Raw genomic sequence first — 15,484 nt, 5'->3', positions numbered from 1 at the left:
AATATGTTTAAAAACAGCATCAGTATATTAAATCTGGCACTTATTTTAAGCATCTTCTTGGTTTCGTGTAAAAGCAAAACGGAAGATGCTTCTGTGCAATTATCTAACATAATCGAGGAAGTCGATAATTTTAAAATTGAAGGACAAGAAAAACATCCTTTAGGAAATTACGACAGAGAGTTGTACAAAAAAGAAGCTGATTTTGCGCAACTGCAATTACAGAAGCTAGAAAATATTGATGCTGAATTACTCACAGAAACCGAAAGAATTTCTTCAGAATTATTAAAATTTAAACTGAAAGATCAAGTAGATTTCTATACGTATGAAATGTTTTTAAACCCCATTCAAGCAGATCAAGGCTTTCATCTTAACTTGAATTATCGTGTAAAACCGATTATGAGTTATAAAGATGCAAAACATTATTTAGATGTTCTTAACGATATTCCTCATTTTGTAGATCAAAATATTGCGTTAATAACAGAGGGACTTGAAAAAGGGGTTTCTCAGCCTAAAGTTATTTTTAACGGTTACGAGTCATCATACAACAAACATATTGTAGATAGTTATACCGACAGCTATTTCTATTCGCCTTTTCAAAAGCTTCCAAAAACGTTTACGCAGCACCAAAAGGATTCTGTTTTAAAAGAAGCTGAAATTGCAATTACCAAAAATGTAATTCCTTCATTTAAAAAGATAAAAACTTTTTTTGAAGAAGAATATATCCCAAAAACTCGTGAAGCTATTGGTGTTTCAGAAACTCCTGGCGGAAAAGAATTTTATCAGAATCGAATAAACTTTTACACCACGACAACGGCATACACTGCAGATGATATTCATGAAATTGGATTGCAAGAGGTGGCTAGAATTAAAACTGAAATGCAAAAAATTATTGCTGAAGTTGGCTTTGAAGGAAGCTTCCAAGAGTTCTTGACATTTTTACGTACTGATGAGCAATTTTATGTAACCACAGGAGATGATTTGTTGAAAGAAGCCAGAGATATTGCAAAGCGTATTGATGCTGAATTGCCTAAGTTTTTTAAAACACTTCCTAGAAAACCATACGGAGTTATAAAAGTTCCAGATGCTATTGCACCAAAATACACTGCAGGACGTTATTCTGGCAGTCAATCGGAGACCGAGCCTGGGCATTATTTGGTAAACACGTATAAACTTGAAAGTCGTTCGTTGTACAATTTACCTGCTTTAACAGCTCACGAGGCAGTGCCAGGGCATCATTTACAAATATCGCTTAATAAAGAGTTGGGAGACAGTATTCCTAGGTTTAGAAGAAATTTCTATCTATCGGCTTATGGCGAAGGATGGGCTTTGTACACCGAGTTTTTAGCGCAAGAAATGAGTGTTTATACAACTCCATACGAAGAGTTTGGTAAGCTTACCTATGAAATGTGGCGCGCATGTAGATTGGTAGTCGATACAGGAATTCACGCAAAGGGATGGACAAGAGATGAGGTTGTTACATATATGAAAAATAATACGGCTCTTTCGGAACACGAAATTAATACAGAAACTGATAGATATATTGGTTGGCCTGCACAAGCAATTTCGTATAAAATGGGAGAGTTAAAGATTAGAGAACTAAGAACGAAAGCTGAAAAAGAACTGGGAGCCGATTTTAATATTAGAGCATTCCATGAAGTTATTTTACAACAAGGTACAGTTACACTCCCAATTTTGGAAGAATTGGTGAATAGTTATATAGAAAAAACTAAAAAAACTCAGGGGTAAAAACTGAAGTTAATAAGTTAAGGTGTGCTTTTAGATTAAACTTTGTAACTGTCATGTCGAGCGGAGTCGAGACATCACATAATGTTAAAGTGTTGAATCGGTTAATTGTTTAAATGATAGTTAATAAGTAAAGAAGTTAAAAGAGTTAAGGTTTTTTTAGATTAAACTTTGCGCCTTTGCTACTTTGAATCTTTGCAATTGTCTGTCATGTCGAGCCTGCCTTTGTCGGCAGACAGGCGTAGTCGAGACATCACATATTGATTTTTATAAATAAACCCAAACGAAACCTGCTAGCCCCGATAGAGCCAACTACCGTGTAGTGGCGAAAGCGGGTAACAGCAATAAAAAGAAAGCGCTTTGAAAGTGCTTCTAAATAATAAAATATATGGCAAGAAAAACATTTTTTTGTGTAGATGCGCATACCTGCGGAAATCCGGTGCGTGTGATTGCTGGTGGTGGTCCGAACCTTGTAGGAAAGGACATGAGCGAGAAAAGACAGCATTTTTTAAGAGAATACGATTGGATTCGAAAAGGATTGATGTTTGAACCTCGCGGCCACGATATGATGAGTGGAAGTTTATTGTATCCGCCTATAAACCCTGAAAACGACTTCGGGATTATTTTTGTTGAAACTAGCGGTTGCCTTCCAATGTGCGGACATGGAACTATTGGGACTATTACCATTGCTATTGAAGAAGGTTTGATTACGCCAAAAGTTCCTGGGAAAATTAGGATGGAAGCGCCAGCCGGACTTATTGAAATTGAATACCAACAAACGGGAATTAAAGTAGATTGGGTAAAGCTTACCAACGTAAAATCGTATTTGGCGGCCACCGAACTTACCATTGATTGCGAAGAGTTGGGCGAGTTGGTTTTTGATGTTTCTTACGGAGGAAACTTTTACGCGATTGTAGATCCGCAGAGAAACTTTTCGGGAATACATAATTTTTCGGCAAGTAAGCTTATCAATTTTAGTCAGGAAGTACGCCAAAAAATTAACGTTAAGTACAAAGATATGTTTGTGCATCCAGAGAACGAAACGATTAATGGAGTGAGTCATATGCTGTGGACGGGAAATCCTATCAACCCGAAATCGACTGCTAGAAATGCTGTTTTTTATGGCGATAAAGCAATCGACCGTTCACCTTGCGGAACAGGAACTTCGGCGCGTATGGCGCAATGGCACGCAAAAGGGTTGCTAAAACCTGGAGATGAGTTTATACATGAAAGTTTTATAGGTTCGCAATTTATTGGTCGTATTGAAGAAGAAACTACATTGGCAGGGAAAACCGCCATTGTACCGAGTATTCAAGGTTGGGCAAAGGTGTATGGATACAACAATATTATTATTGACGATGACGACCCATACGCACACGGATTTCAGGTGATTTAAAGAGATATAAATTAGCTTTATTACAAAGACATGCAAAAAGACGTTGTTATAATTGGAGGTGGAATTATTGGGCTTTCTACCGCATATTACTTACAAAAATCGGGACATAAAGTTACAGTAATCGATAAAGGAAGTATTTCTGAAGGGGCTTCTTTTGTAAATGCAGGATACATTACGCCGAGTCATATTATTCCCCTGGCAACTCCGGGAATGATTGCCAAAGGAATCAAGTGGATGTTTAATTCGTCGAGTCCTTTCTATATGAAACCCCGTTTGGATATCAACTTTTTAAAGTGGTCGTGGTATTTTCATAAATCGTCTACCGATGAAAAAGTAGCTAAGGCGATTCCGGTAATTAAAGAAATTAATGTCCTTAGTAGAGAATTGTATAAAGATATTTTGAATTCTGATGACTTCGGAAGTTTTCATTTTCAGCATAACGGATTATTGATGTTGTATAAAACAGATGAAGCTGGTGCAGAAGAATTTGAAGTAGCTCGAAAAGCACAATTTGAAGGACTTGATGTACGTCATCTAGATAAAAAAGAATTAAACGAAATAGAGCCCGATGTTCAAATAGATGCCAAAGGTGCTATTTATTACGAGTGCGATGCTCACAGTACGCCAACCGAAATTATGCCTAAAATGTTGGCATATTTAAAAGCAAATGGGGTTGTAGTAAAAACTGATGAAACTGTACAAGATTTACAACTTACAAGCGGAAAAGTAACAAAGGTTATTACTGATAAAGCTACGTATCAACCCGATGAGGTTATTGTTGCAAGTGGTTCGTGGAGTGAAGAAATTGCCAATAAAATAGGTGCTAAAATTCCGCTTCAAGCAGGAAAAGGCTACCGAATAGATTTGCACAGAACTACCAATATTAAACTTCCTGCAATTTTAATGGAAGCCAAAGTAGCAATGACACCCATGAACGGTTTTACGCGTTTTGCAGGTACGATGGAATTTTCAGGAATTAATAATACCATCCGTAAAGAACGTGTAGAGGCTATTGCTCGTGCTTCAAAAGCATTTTATCCAGAAATCGAGGTTTCTTCCGAAGAAAAAGAACTCGCGCAAAGCGGTTTGCGTCCTGTTTCTCCAGACGGATTGCCGTATATTGGAAGAACTCAACACTGTAAAAATGTAATTTTTGCTACTGGTCACGCCATGATGGGTTGGAGTTTAGGTCCCGCAACAGGAAAATTGGTTACCGAAATTATCAACGAAGAAAAATTGTCGATGCCTATCGATGCTTTTCATCCCGATAGGAAGTTCTAAAATCAAGCTGTTTTTAGTTTTTTCGTTTTAAAAATTTAATTTCTGTACTTGTTTGTTTCCCAGACTATAGTGGGTTTCAAACTCAGTGTATTTAAATTTTATTGCTTTTTTAACAGCGTTTCTCGTTTATTTTGTTATAATGTAGATAGTACGAACATTAAAAACGACATATGTTAAAAACTGTAGTAAAAGAAGGAGAGAGTATTGAAAGAGCGTTAAAACGTTACAAGCGTAAATTTAGAAACACGAAAGTGCTTCAAGAGTTGCGTGACAGACAGCAATACACAAAACCTTCAGAAACAAAAAGACAAACAAAACAAAAAGCGGCATACAAGCAACAATATTTACGAAGCCTAGAAGAATAAACATTTTTTGGCTTACAGTTTAGAATATTTGGTTAGTTTTGGTAGGTGCACAAATCTGCTATGCAAAAATATTTTAAATGAAAAGTCCGCAAACGTATTATACTGAAGAGCTTAAGCTTTTTCAACAACAATTAAAAGCAGTCAAAAAAACACTTACCACACTTAGTGTTTTTAGGCTGCTTGTTTTTTTGGCATTATTGGCAATTCTTTATTTTTTCTGGGGAAATACAACGGTTATAATTCCTGTGTTACTGGTTGGAATTGTGCTGTTTATCTTTTTAGTTTCTAGGTATAGCGATGTAAAATATCAGAAGAATAAAATTTTAAAACGAATTGAAATCAATGAAACCGAACTGAAAGTTTTGCAAAAAGATTTTCAGTTTTTAGAAAATGGCAAACAATACGCCAATTACGAACACGATTTTAGTCATGACATCGACCTCTTCGGGAGAGGGAGTTTTTTTCAGTATAGCAATAGAACCGAAACCTTGGCTGGCGAACAATTTCTTGTTAAACTTTATACTGAAAATAGCACGGAGAACATCTCAGAAAAGCAAAAAGCCATTGAAGAATTGGCTAGTAAACCCGAGTGGCGACAAGACTTTAGTGCCACGGCATCACAGGTAAAAACCGAAGTTAGTGCAGCAACTGTTGTGCAATGGCTACAAACACATAAACCCATTATCCGAAAAAGTTGGTCGTGGTTACCGTATGTTTTTTCGGTATGTTCGTTCGTTGTTTTTGCATTGGCATACGCAAATGTTATTCCGAGTTCGATGGTGGTTTATTGGTTTATCTTCGGAATTATAGTAGCCGGAAGCAAGGTAAAAGAGGTCAATACTTTGTCGGAATACGCTTCTAAAACTCAAGAAACATTTCAGCAATATTACCAGTTAATTTCAAAACTAGAAGAAGCTACTTTTACAAGCGATTTGTTAAAAGAAAAGCAACAAATAGTGTTGAATGAAAGTGCTACAACTTCAAAAACCATTAAGCAATTTTCAAAAATGTTGGATGCCTTGGAGCAGCGAGCCAATTTGTTGATTTCGGTGCCAGGAAATGCATTTTTTCAGATGGATAGATACAATACACACCGCATTGAAAAGTGGATTGAAAAGCATAAAAATGAAGTGGAAAATTGGTTTGAGGTTATTGCTTTTTTTGATGCGTATAATTCGCTCGGAAACTTTGTCTTTAACCACCCTAAATTCGTTTTCCCGACAATCAACAACGATGCTACAACAATAAAAGCGACGCAGTTAGGACATCCATTAATTACTGAAAACAAATTGGTTTATAACGATTTAAAGATTGATAGAGAACACTTTTTTGTGATTACTGGAGCTAATATGGCTGGAAAAAGCACCTTTTTACGAACCGTTTCGCTACATATTGTTATGGCAAATTGTGGTTTGCCCGTTTGTGCTTCTGCTAGTGAATATACGCCGATTAAACTTATTACAAGTATGCGTACAGCCGATTCACTTACCGATGATGCTTCTTATTTTTATGCTGAATTAAAACGCTTGAAACTCATTGTAGAAAAGATTAAAACCGACACCTATTTTGTGGTTTTAGATGAGATTTTAAAAGGAACCAATAGTAAAGACAAAGCTATTGGGTCTCGTAAGTTTGTCGAGAAACTTTCCGCTTCGCATTCTACAGGAATTATTGCCACACACGATTTGAGTTTGTGTGAAGTAGCGAAAGAAAATAAGAAAGTCGAGAATTATTTTTTCGAAGCTTTTATCAACGATAAAGAACTAACTTTTGACTATAAATTTAAAAATGGAATTTGCGAAAACATGAATGCTTCCTTCCTTTTAGAAAATATGGGAATTGTTTAGGATATGGGAATTGCAAACCTCATTTTAATTTAAACACTTTAAAAATCAATGGACAAACAAATATGTGATTCTAAATTAAAATTTATGATTGTCTGCTATTTGTCATGATGCACTGTCACCTCGAGCGTAGTCGAGAGGTTATTTGGTTTAACAAGCTTTAAATAGGGTCTCGACTACGCCTGTCTGCCGACAAAGGCAGGCTCGACCTGATATTTTAATCTTGGTATGATACATTACGGATATTCAATTAAAATTCATATTTTGTTCTTTTAAATTTCAAACAATGAAAAAAATCTTTCTTGCTATAGTGTTGAGTTGTATTTCATTTATAAGTATTACAGCTCAAGAAAAACTTTCAGACATTAATAAGTCTGAAATTATGGATGTTTTTACAAAACAAGAAAATGCTTGGAATCGTGGTGATATTTCTGCTTTTATGGAAGGTTATTGGAAGTCAGATGATTTAGCTTTTGTGGGTAGTTCTGGTCCTATTTTTGGTTGGGAAGCAACCAAAGCACGGTATTTAAAAAGCTACCCAAACACAACAGCTATGGGAAAACTAACATTTGAGGTTATTAAATTGCAACAAGTAAAAGAGGATGTTGCTCAAATGATAGGTTCTTTTCATTTAAGTAGAACTGTAGGCGATTTAAGCGGTTATTTCACCTTGGTTTGGCGTAAGTTTGATGGCCAATGGCTCATTATTAGCGACCATACTTCTTCAGCAAAATAAAATTACCCTAAAGCTACGTCCAACGTCATCATCACAATAAAACCTCCAATAAATCCAAGTGTGGAAATATCGGTGTGGTTTGCTTGTTGCGACTCTGGAACCACTTCTTCTACAACTACAAATATCATTGCACCAGCGGCAAAACAAAGTGCGTATGGTAAAATGGGTTGAAAAGTAAGTACAGCCCAAGCACCTAGTACAGCTGCTACTGGCTCAACAATAGCTGATAATTGTCCGTAGTTAAAACTTTTCCATCTGCTTAATCCTAACCCGCGCAGTGGCATAGCAACAGCAAAACCTTCAGGGAAGTTTTGAATTCCAATTCCTAAAGCCAAGATAACAGCGCCTTCGATGGATGCTTCTGGAATACCTGCTGCAACGCCGCCAAACAAAACACCAATAGCCAAGCCTTCAGGGATGTTGTGCATGGTAATTGCCAATGTTAGTAAAACCGATTTATGCCAAGGAGTTTTAATTCCTTCTTTTTCACTCATTTTAAAGTTTACATGCAAGTGCGGCAAAACTTTATCCAAAGCAAAAATAAAAAGTGCACCCAAGGCAAACCCTGTAACTGCCGGGATAGTTTTTGCAAAACCTTCGCCAGAGCTCATTTCTATTCCTGGAGCTAGCAAACTCCAAAAACTTGCAGCAACCATTACACCCCCAGTAAAACCTAGTAAACCGTCAAAAAGACGACGATTCATTTTTTTAAAGAAAAACACTAAGGCAGCACCAAGTGCGGTCATTCCCCAAGTAAATAAAGTGGCGTAAAGTGCGGCTAAAGTTGGATCTATGTTTTTGAAATATTCTATAAGATTATCAAACATAATTACTTCGTTTTAAGGTAAATATTGTTGGCGGTTAATGCCGAAATGTTCAGTTCGGTAGTGTTTAATAAAATGGTCATGGAGTTGTCGAAAGGCTCTTTGCTTACTACCGTAATCTGTTCTCCAAGCGATATGTTGAGTTTGTTGAGGTATTTTAAAAATTCTGATGAAGAATCTTTTACACCCACTACAATACCTGTTTCTCCTTTTTTTACTGAAGAAAGTAAACTCTTTTCTAATTTTTTAATATGTCCGTTTTTATCTGGAATCGGGTCTCCGTGTGGGTCAACTCTTGGGAAATCTAAAAAAGCATCCAGTTTTTCGATAAGCTTTTCACTTTTAATGTGCTCTAATTCTTCAGCAATATCATGCACTTCATCCCACGAAAAGTTAAGCTTTTCAACCAAAAAGAATTCCCATAGTCGATGCTTCCTGATGATTTTTGCGGCATATACCTTTCCTTTATCCGTCAATCGAGCTCCTTGATATTTTTTATAATGAAGGATTTCTTTTTCTGCCAACTTTTTAATCATATCGGTTACAGACGATGCTTTTGTTTCCATTTGTGCTGCAATGGCATTGGTAGAAACCCCTTTTTGATCGTCTTTAGATAAATGATAAATCGCTTTTATATAATCTTCTTCTGAAAGTGTCATCTTACTATTTATACTTATGCAAAAATACATTTTTATTTTCAAAAACAAATTTTTAGTTTTGTCTAAAAATTATTTTAAACTAAAATGAAAATATTTCTAACTAGCTTATTATTCATGTTTTTTGTGGTTGATGAAGTAAAATCGCAGCAAATTTCTGGAACAGTATCCAATAATGGCGAACCGCTTCCGTATGCCAATATTGTAATAAAAGGAACTTCAAAAGGAACAATTACCGATGAAAATGGGAATTTTAAATTGGAGGGACTTCAGCAAAAAAAACATGTAGTTGTAGCTTCGTATACTGGTTTTGTTTCAGCAGTAAAAAATATAGAGTTAAAAAATGAAAACGTACAGATTCATTTTGATTTAAAAGAAAACTCATCACTCGATGAGGTGGTAGTTACAGGAACTTTAAAAGCTGTAAGTAGGATGGAAACACCTGTGCCAGTTGAAGTTTATAAACCTGCTTTTTTTAAAAAAAATCCTACTGCCAATGTGTTTGAAGCGCTTCAAAATATTAACGGCGTAAGGCCGCAACTCAATTGTAATATTTGTAATACGGGCGATATTCATATAAATGGATTGGAGGGACCTTATACAATGGTTTTGATAGATGGGATGCCAATTGTGAGCGGACTTTCAACGGTGTATGGACTTTCTGGAATTCCGAATTCGTTAATAGAGCGTATGGAAGTTGTAAAAGGACCTGCTTCTTCTTTGTACGGGAGTGAAGCTGTTGGCGGACTTATAAATATCATTACAAAAACGCCTTTGTATGCGCCAAAACTTTCTGTTGATGCCTTTGCAACATCTTGGGGAGAATACAATTTAGACCTTGGATACAAAGCACTTTTGAGCGATAAAGTTTCTTATTTATTGGGTGCTAATTATTTTAATTTTAACCAAACGATTGATAAAAATGAGGATAATTTTACGGATGTTGCATTGCAAAATAGAATATCAGTTTTTCAAAAATTAGATGTACAAAGGCCAGAAAACCGACTTTTTTCGGTTGCGATGCGATATTATTATGAAGACAGATGGGGTGGCGAAATGCAATGGACGCCAGCATACCGAGGAGGCGATGAGATTTATGGCGAAAGTATTTACACCTCGCGTTGGGAAGTGCTTGGGAAATATCAATTGCCAATAGATGCTCCTGTGGTTTTTACATTTTCTTATACCAATCATCATCAAAATTCGGTGTATGGCGACACTCCATTTTTGGCCGATCAGCAGATAGCTTTTGGACAGTTTACTTGGAATAAAACACTTTCCAACCATGATTTGCTTTTCGGAACCGCGCTTCGATACAATTATTACGACGATAATACGCCTGTAACAGCTTCCGAAGAAAATAACCGCCCAGATGAAGTGGCTATTCCAAGTGTTTTTGTGCAAGACGAAATTACTTTTAACAAAGCACACACATTGTTGCTTGGCGCTCGTTACGATTATGATAAACGACACGGTTCTATTTTTACGCCGAGAGTTGCTTATAAGTGGAGTTTTACTGAAAATGATATTTTTAGATTGAATGCAGGAACAGGTTTTAGAGTGGTAAATTTATTTACTGAAGATCATGCAGCGCTAACAGGAGCAAGAGATGTGGTAATTACAGAATCGCTAGAACCTGAGCAGTCTTATAATGTAAATCTTAACTATTTGAAGAAAATTTATACGGAAAATAATACGTTTATTGGAATAGATTTTTCTGCTTGGTACACCTATTTTTCGAACATGATTTTACCTGATTATGATACGAATCCCAACCAAATAATTTATGACAATTTGGAAGGGTATGCTGTTAGTAAAGGAATAAGCGTAAATGGCGATGTAGTTTTTAGTAATGGTATAAAAGTAAATGTTGGAGCCACTTTGATGGATGTTTCTCAAACTGAAAACGGACAAACAACTCGCCAGATACTTACCGAACAATTTTCTGGAACTTGGGGAGTGTCGTATAAAATTTTACTATGGAATTTAAATATCGATTACACCGGAAATGTATATGGACCGATGCGATTACCACTGTTAAGCGATTTAGATCCAAGACCTGAATATTCTCCATTTTGGAGTATTCAAAACATACAATTAACATACTCAAAACTGAAAAATTTTGAGATTTATGGAGGCGTGAAGAATTTATTAAACTGGACACCAAATAAGGGAGCTCCGTTTATAATTGCACGTGCCGATGATCCATTTGACAAAAATGTAGTTTTCGACGCTCAAGGAAATGCAGTATCCACTCCCGACAATCCGTACGCATTAACGTTTGACCCTTCGTATGTGTATGGTCCTAATCAAGGAATTAGAGGGTTTTTGGGATTAAGGTATGTATTGGATTAAACCTCCCGCCCCATTAACATATGTGCGAACGATTTTAAAATTTCTTTTTTAGAGGTTTCTAAAGACAAATCGTCAAGGATGTTTAAGGCTTTGTTGGTGTAGTTTTCAATGGCTTGTAGCGTAGCTTCGGCTGCTTTGCTTTGTACCATGAGCTCTTTTACCGCCTGTATTTTACTTGAAGTATCTGTTGGATTGATAGCGTAAAGATGCATTAATTGCGTGGCTTCTTCCGTAGAGAGTTGCTCCAAAGTTTTTAAATACAAATAGGTTTTTTTGTTTTCAATAATGTCGCCGCCAATTTGTTTTCCAAAGGTAGCTTCATCTCCAAATGCGTCTAAATAATCGTCTTTTAATTGAAAAGCAATTCCTAAATTCAGTCCGAAGTCATAAATAGCTTGGGCTTCTTTTTCGGGAGTTTTGCCAATTATAGCTCCCATTTTCATAGCAGCGCCCACCAAAACCGCAGTTTTGTATGTAATCATTTTTAGGTACTCTTTAATGGTAACATCGTCTCTAGTTTCAAAATCAACATCGTATTGCTGCCCCTCACAAACTTCGATGGCTGTTTTACTGAAAAGTTTTGCTAATTGCTGAAAAGTTTCAGCATCGTAATTTTCAAAAAATTGATACGCTACAATCAGCATAGCATCTCCAGAAAGTATCCCTGTGTTGATGTCCCATTTTTCATGAACGGTTGTTTTTCCTCTGCGTAGCGGCGCATCATCCATAATGTCGTCGTGTACTAACGAGAAGTTGTGAAACATCTCGATGGCCATAGCGGCATGCATTGCTTCTTTGTAGTTGCTTCCGAAAATATCTGCCGTCATTAACGTTAAAACCGGACGCAAACGTTTCCCTCCTAAATTTAAAATATAGTGGATGGGTTGGTATAAGTTTTTAGGTTCTTTAACAAGCGTCTCCTTTTCTAAATGCGCTAAAAATGCATCTCTGTAAGCGTCAATCGAAAGCATAAAGTCAATTTTTGGCTAAAATACCATATTTAAAAAATTTGTCAATTGCATTTTCATGTTAAATAATTGAAAATACTCTGGAAACTTTTATTGTTTTTAAAGTTTCCTACACTATATTTGCACCCGATATGAAAGAAAAAATACTTGATAAAGCAACAGAAATGTTTTTGAGCCTTGGGTTTAAAAGCGTTACGATGGATGATATTGCTGACGAGTTAGGGATGTCGAAAAAAACTATTTATCAGCATTTTAAAACCAAAACAGTTTTAGTTGAAGAAACAGCATTTTACATTTTTGAATCGATTTGTAGCGGGATAGAGTTTATTTGTGAAGCAGCGCATAATCCTATTGAAGAGTTGTTTCATATTAAAAAATTTGCCAGCGACTACATGAAAGATAAAAAATCGTCGGCGCAATTTCAACTAAAAAAATATTATCCAAGAATTTATGATAGGCTCATAGGGAAGCAATTTGAAGTGATGCGAGAAAGTGTTTCAGTAAATATTGGAAAAGGTATCGAAATGGGACTTTTCCGAGAAGAATTGGACATCGATTTTATCGCTCGAATTTATTTTAGCGGGATGGTTGGAATAAAAGACACCGAAATTTTCCCTAGCGAATTGTACAATCCCGACGATTTGGCAACAAAGTTTTTAGAATATCATATCCGCGGAATAGCCACCGATGAAGGGCTAAAAATTTTAAATGAATTTATTAACGAAAACAAAAACTAACCGATGAGAAAATTAGCAATCATCGCTATTTTATTAATCACAACCTTTGGGTTTTCTCAAGACAAAACATATAGTTTTTCGCTTGATGAGGCTATAAATTTTGCACTCGATAGTAGTTACACAGCTATTAATTCTAGGCGCGAAATTGCAAAATCGATTAAGAAAAAATGGGAAACTACAGCTGCAGGATTACCGCAAATTAACGGTGCTGTTGATTATCAAAATCAGCTAAAGCAGCCCGTAACATTACTTCCGGCCGAAATTGCTGGTGGGGAGCCAGGTACATTTACACCTGTTACTTTTGGTACTAAGCAAAGCATGACATTAACTGGAACTTTATCGCAACTTATTTTTGACGGTTCGTATTTGGTGGGCTTAAAAGCTGCGAAAGTTTTTGTTGATTACAATGAAAATGCCAACGAAAAAACACTTTTAGAAGTGCGTCGTGGTGTGATAAATGCCTACGGAAGTGTATTGTTAACGCAAGAGAGTATTTCAATTTTAGAGAAAAACTTAACAACGTTAAACGATAATTTAAATGAAGCAAAAGCGATGTACGAAAATGGTTTTGCTGAAGAAGAAGATGTTGAGCAATTGCAAATTACAACGGCTCAAATTCAAAATGAATTGAGCAATTCAAAACGTATGGAATCTATCGCAAAGCAAATGCTAAATTTAGCTTTGGGGATTCCAGTAGATGCTTCGGTAACACTTGAAGATAGTTTGGAATCTTTAACGATGGAGAGTGTTAGCGTTGCATTGACAGATAGCGAGTTTAGTTTTGAGAACAATGTAGATTATAGAATTGCTAAAAATTTAACCGAGCAAAGAGATTTAGAGTTGAAACTCGAAAAGAGTAAGGCGCTACCTTCTTTAAACGGATTTATAAATTACGGTACTGCTGCCTACGATAACGAGTTTATATTTTTTGATAGCGAGACTTCTTGGTTCCAATCTTCTATTTTTGGAGTGAGTATGAATGTGCCTATTTTTAGTTCGTTACAAAGAAGTGCTCGTACGCAACAAGCAAAAATCGCGTTGGAACAAGCTAAAACCGATTTTGTACAGACTACAGAACAAATAAATCTCGATTTACAAAGAGCAAAAAGTAACTATACGTTTGCAATTGAAAATTATCATACAGCAGACAGCAACTTGAAATTGGCCGAGCGTATCGAGAGTAAAAACTTAATTAAATACAGAGAAGGTATTACTACCAGCTTCGATTTGCGTCAGGCGCAAACGCAGTTGTACACCGCTCAGCAAGAATATATCAATTCGATGTTGGACGTAATCGATACCAAAGCAACACTCGAAACTGTGTTGAACACACCAAATCTTTCAAACAGAAATAATTCAGAAAATAACTAAAACAACTTCGGTTCCAGACCATTAAAAAACAATAAAAAGAGACATGAAAAACACATATTTATTAACAATACTAGCAGCCATTTTAGTTTCATGTGGTGGAGGTAATTCTTCTGTTGAAGATGTTATTGCGAGCGGAGATTTAGAAAAAATTAAAGCAAAACGCGAAGAGATAAATGCTGTGCACGACGAACTTGGTGCAGAGTTAAAAGCATTAAACGAAGCGGTTAAAAAGCTCGATACAGCAAAAAATTATGCTTTGGTAACTGCGTTAAAAGTTAAGGACACGTTGTTTAATCATTACATAGAATTGCGTGGAAATGTAAGCACCAAAGAAAACATTATTATTAATGCTGAATATTCTGGAGCGGTACAACAACTTTTAGTAAAAGAAGGACAAAGCGTTAAAAAAGGACAAGTATTGGCACGTATTGACGATGGAGGTTTGTCGGCACAAATAGCACAGTTAAAGGCGCAAGCAAACTTATCGGAAACTACTTTCGAACGTCAAAAGCGTTTATGGGACCAAAACATAGGTTCAGAAATACAATACTTACAAGCAAAAACACAATACGAGTCTAATAAAAGTGCTGTTGCGCAGTTGGAAAAACAATTGGCAAAAGCAACCGTAGTAGCACCATTTTCTGGAACGATTGAAGAAATTATGTCGGAGCAAGGAAGCAATGTTGCTATGGGAACGCCATTAATGCGAATTGTAAGTTTAAACAATATGTATATCGAGTCGGAAGTACCAGAGAAGTACTTGGCAAGTATTGATAAAGGAACACGTGTGATTGCAGATTTTCCTGTGATAAATAAAAAGATTGAAACTGAAGTTAGACAAGTAAGTAACTATATCAATCCGAGTAACCGTTCTTTTAAAATTGAAGTTGGAGTGCCAAACGAAAACGGATTGGTAAAACCAAATTTAACTGCCAAAGTTATTATTAACGACTATACAAGTGAGAATGCATTTTTAATTCCGCAGAGTGTAATTTCTGAAAATTCCGAAGGAAATCAATATGTGTACATCGCTACAAACATAAAAGATAGCGGAGAAGCAGAAGTGCATCAATCGGTTATTAAAACTGGAAAAACACAAGGAGATTTAGTAGAGGTTTTAGAAGGAGTTAAAACTGGAGATTTCATCATTAAAGAAGGAGCACGTAGCGTTCAAGAAGGGCAAAACGTTCAAATATTAAAGTAATAGT

The 15,484-nt window shown here is 36.1% G+C and carries 13 protein-coding genes; 10 read left to right on the top strand and 3 right to left on the bottom strand.

Annotated elements, in window-relative coordinates; genetic code table 11:
• Positions 1-3: 3 nt before the first annotated feature.
• The 6 genes from JMA43_RS02065 to JMA43_RS02040 all read left to right on the top strand — a co-directional run bounded on the left by JMA43_RS02065 (position 4) and on the right by JMA43_RS02040 (position 7,365).
• Positions 4-1,746, top strand: a complete 1,743-nt coding sequence (locus tag JMA43_RS02065) for a DUF885 domain-containing protein (RefSeq protein ID WP_342154439.1) — start codon at positions 4-6, stop codon at positions 1,744-1,746.
• Between the two features lie 385 nt (positions 1,747-2,131).
• Positions 2,132-3,139 (top strand): 4-hydroxyproline epimerase, encoded by a 1,008-nt coding sequence (locus JMA43_RS02060; protein ID WP_342154437.1) that lies wholly within the window; start codon positions 2,132-2,134, stop codon positions 3,137-3,139.
• Positions 3,140-3,169: 30 nt separating this feature from the next.
• A complete protein-coding gene (locus JMA43_RS02055; protein WP_342154435.1) occupies positions 3,170-4,420 on the top strand; it encodes an NAD(P)/FAD-dependent oxidoreductase in 1,251 nt (416 codons plus the stop codon).
• A 170-nt stretch (positions 4,421-4,590) separates the two neighbouring features.
• Positions 4,591-4,785 carry a 30S ribosomal protein S21 gene (gene rpsU, locus JMA43_RS02050; protein ID WP_342154433.1) on the top strand — a complete coding sequence of 65 codons (195 nt, stop codon included), beginning with the start codon at positions 4,591-4,593 and terminating at the stop codon, positions 4,783-4,785.
• Between the two features lie 77 nt (positions 4,786-4,862).
• On the top strand, positions 4,863-6,632 hold the full coding sequence (locus tag JMA43_RS02045) for a MutS-related protein (RefSeq protein WP_342154431.1): 1,770 nt from the start codon (positions 4,863-4,865) through the stop codon (positions 6,630-6,632).
• A 283-nt stretch (positions 6,633-6,915) separates the two neighbouring features.
• Positions 6,916-7,365 (top strand): YybH family protein, encoded by a 450-nt coding sequence (locus JMA43_RS02040; protein WP_342154428.1) that lies wholly within the window; start codon positions 6,916-6,918, stop codon positions 7,363-7,365.
• 2 nt (positions 7,366-7,367) lie between these two features.
• On the opposite strand, the gene JMA43_RS02035 is transcribed toward JMA43_RS02040, so the two are convergent.
• On the bottom strand, positions 7,368-8,192 hold the full coding sequence (locus JMA43_RS02035) for a ZIP family metal transporter (RefSeq protein ID WP_342154426.1): 825 nt from the start codon (positions 8,190-8,192) through the stop codon (positions 7,368-7,370).
• 2 nt (positions 8,193-8,194) lie between these two features.
• Positions 8,195-8,848 (bottom strand): metal-dependent transcriptional regulator, encoded by a 654-nt coding sequence (locus JMA43_RS02030; RefSeq protein WP_342154424.1) that lies wholly within the window; start codon positions 8,846-8,848, stop codon positions 8,195-8,197.
• 84 nt (positions 8,849-8,932) lie between these two features.
• Between JMA43_RS02030 and JMA43_RS02025 the strand changes: the two genes are divergently transcribed.
• On the top strand, positions 8,933-11,200 hold the full coding sequence (locus tag JMA43_RS02025) for a TonB-dependent receptor (RefSeq protein WP_342154421.1): 2,268 nt from the start codon (positions 8,933-8,935) through the stop codon (positions 11,198-11,200).
• On the opposite strand, the gene JMA43_RS02020 is transcribed toward JMA43_RS02025, so the two are convergent.
• Positions 11,197-12,171: a polyprenyl synthetase family protein gene (locus JMA43_RS02020; protein ID WP_342154419.1), complete on the bottom strand. Its 975-nt coding sequence runs from the start codon at positions 12,169-12,171 to the stop codon at positions 11,197-11,199. The two genes, JMA43_RS02025 and JMA43_RS02020, sit on opposite strands and share 4 nt — an antisense overlap.
• Positions 12,172-12,299: 128 nt before the next feature.
• Between JMA43_RS02020 and JMA43_RS02015 the strand changes: the two genes are divergently transcribed.
• From JMA43_RS02015 to JMA43_RS02005, 3 genes are read left to right on the top strand one after another with little or no spacing between them, the layout of a single operon-like run.
• Complete coding sequence (locus JMA43_RS02015; protein ID WP_342154417.1) at positions 12,300-12,905, top strand: TetR/AcrR family transcriptional regulator; 606 nt, start codon at positions 12,300-12,302, stop codon at positions 12,903-12,905.
• Between the two features lie 3 nt (positions 12,906-12,908).
• Positions 12,909-14,276, top strand: coding sequence for a TolC family protein (locus JMA43_RS02010; RefSeq protein ID WP_342154414.1), 1,368 nt, complete (start codon positions 12,909-12,911; stop codon positions 14,274-14,276).
• Between the two features lie 43 nt (positions 14,277-14,319).
• Positions 14,320-15,480, top strand: coding sequence for an efflux RND transporter periplasmic adaptor subunit (locus JMA43_RS02005; protein ID WP_342154412.1), 1,161 nt, complete (start codon positions 14,320-14,322; stop codon positions 15,478-15,480).
• Positions 15,481-15,484: the final 4 nt, after the last annotated feature.

It is taken from the genome of Joostella sp. CR20 (genome assembly GCF_038433465.1).
Lineage (GTDB): Bacteria > Bacteroidota > Bacteroidia > Flavobacteriales > Flavobacteriaceae > Galbibacter.
This window is presented reverse-complemented; position numbering and strand designations above follow the sequence as displayed.

Excerpts from the sequence above, each read along its gene's own strand:
- JMA43_RS02045 (WP_342154431.1), top strand. The coding sequence starts at position 4,863 with ATGAAAAGTCCGCAAACGTATTATACTGAAGAGCTTAAGCTTTTTCAA.
- JMA43_RS02040 (WP_342154428.1), top strand. The coding sequence starts at position 6,916 with ATGAAAAAAATCTTTCTTGCTATAGTGTTGAGTTGTATTTCATTTATA.
- JMA43_RS02060 (WP_342154437.1), top strand. The coding sequence starts at position 2,132 with ATGGCAAGAAAAACATTTTTTTGTGTAGATGCGCATACCTGCGGAAAT.
- JMA43_RS02035 (WP_342154426.1), bottom strand. The coding sequence starts at position 8,192 with ATGTTTGATAATCTTATAGAATATTTCAAAAACATAGATCCAACTTTA.
- JMA43_RS02065 (WP_342154439.1), top strand. The coding sequence starts at position 4 with ATGTTTAAAAACAGCATCAGTATATTAAATCTGGCACTTATTTTAAGC.
- JMA43_RS02015 (WP_342154417.1), top strand. The coding sequence starts at position 12,300 with ATGAAAGAAAAAATACTTGATAAAGCAACAGAAATGTTTTTGAGCCTT.
- JMA43_RS02055 (WP_342154435.1), top strand. The coding sequence starts at position 3,170 with ATGCAAAAAGACGTTGTTATAATTGGAGGTGGAATTATTGGGCTTTCT.
- JMA43_RS02010 (WP_342154414.1), top strand. The coding sequence starts at position 12,909 with ATGAGAAAATTAGCAATCATCGCTATTTTATTAATCACAACCTTTGGG.
- JMA43_RS02005 (WP_342154412.1), top strand. The coding sequence starts at position 14,320 with ATGAAAAACACATATTTATTAACAATACTAGCAGCCATTTTAGTTTCA.
- rpsU (WP_342154433.1), top strand. The coding sequence starts at position 4,591 with ATGTTAAAAACTGTAGTAAAAGAAGGAGAGAGTATTGAAAGAGCGTTA.
- JMA43_RS02020 (WP_342154419.1), bottom strand. The coding sequence starts at position 12,171 with ATGCTTTCGATTGACGCTTACAGAGATGCATTTTTAGCGCATTTAGAA.
- JMA43_RS02025 (WP_342154421.1), top strand. The coding sequence starts at position 8,933 with ATGAAAATATTTCTAACTAGCTTATTATTCATGTTTTTTGTGGTTGAT.
- JMA43_RS02030 (WP_342154424.1), bottom strand. The coding sequence starts at position 8,848 with ATGACACTTTCAGAAGAAGATTATATAAAAGCGATTTATCATTTATCT.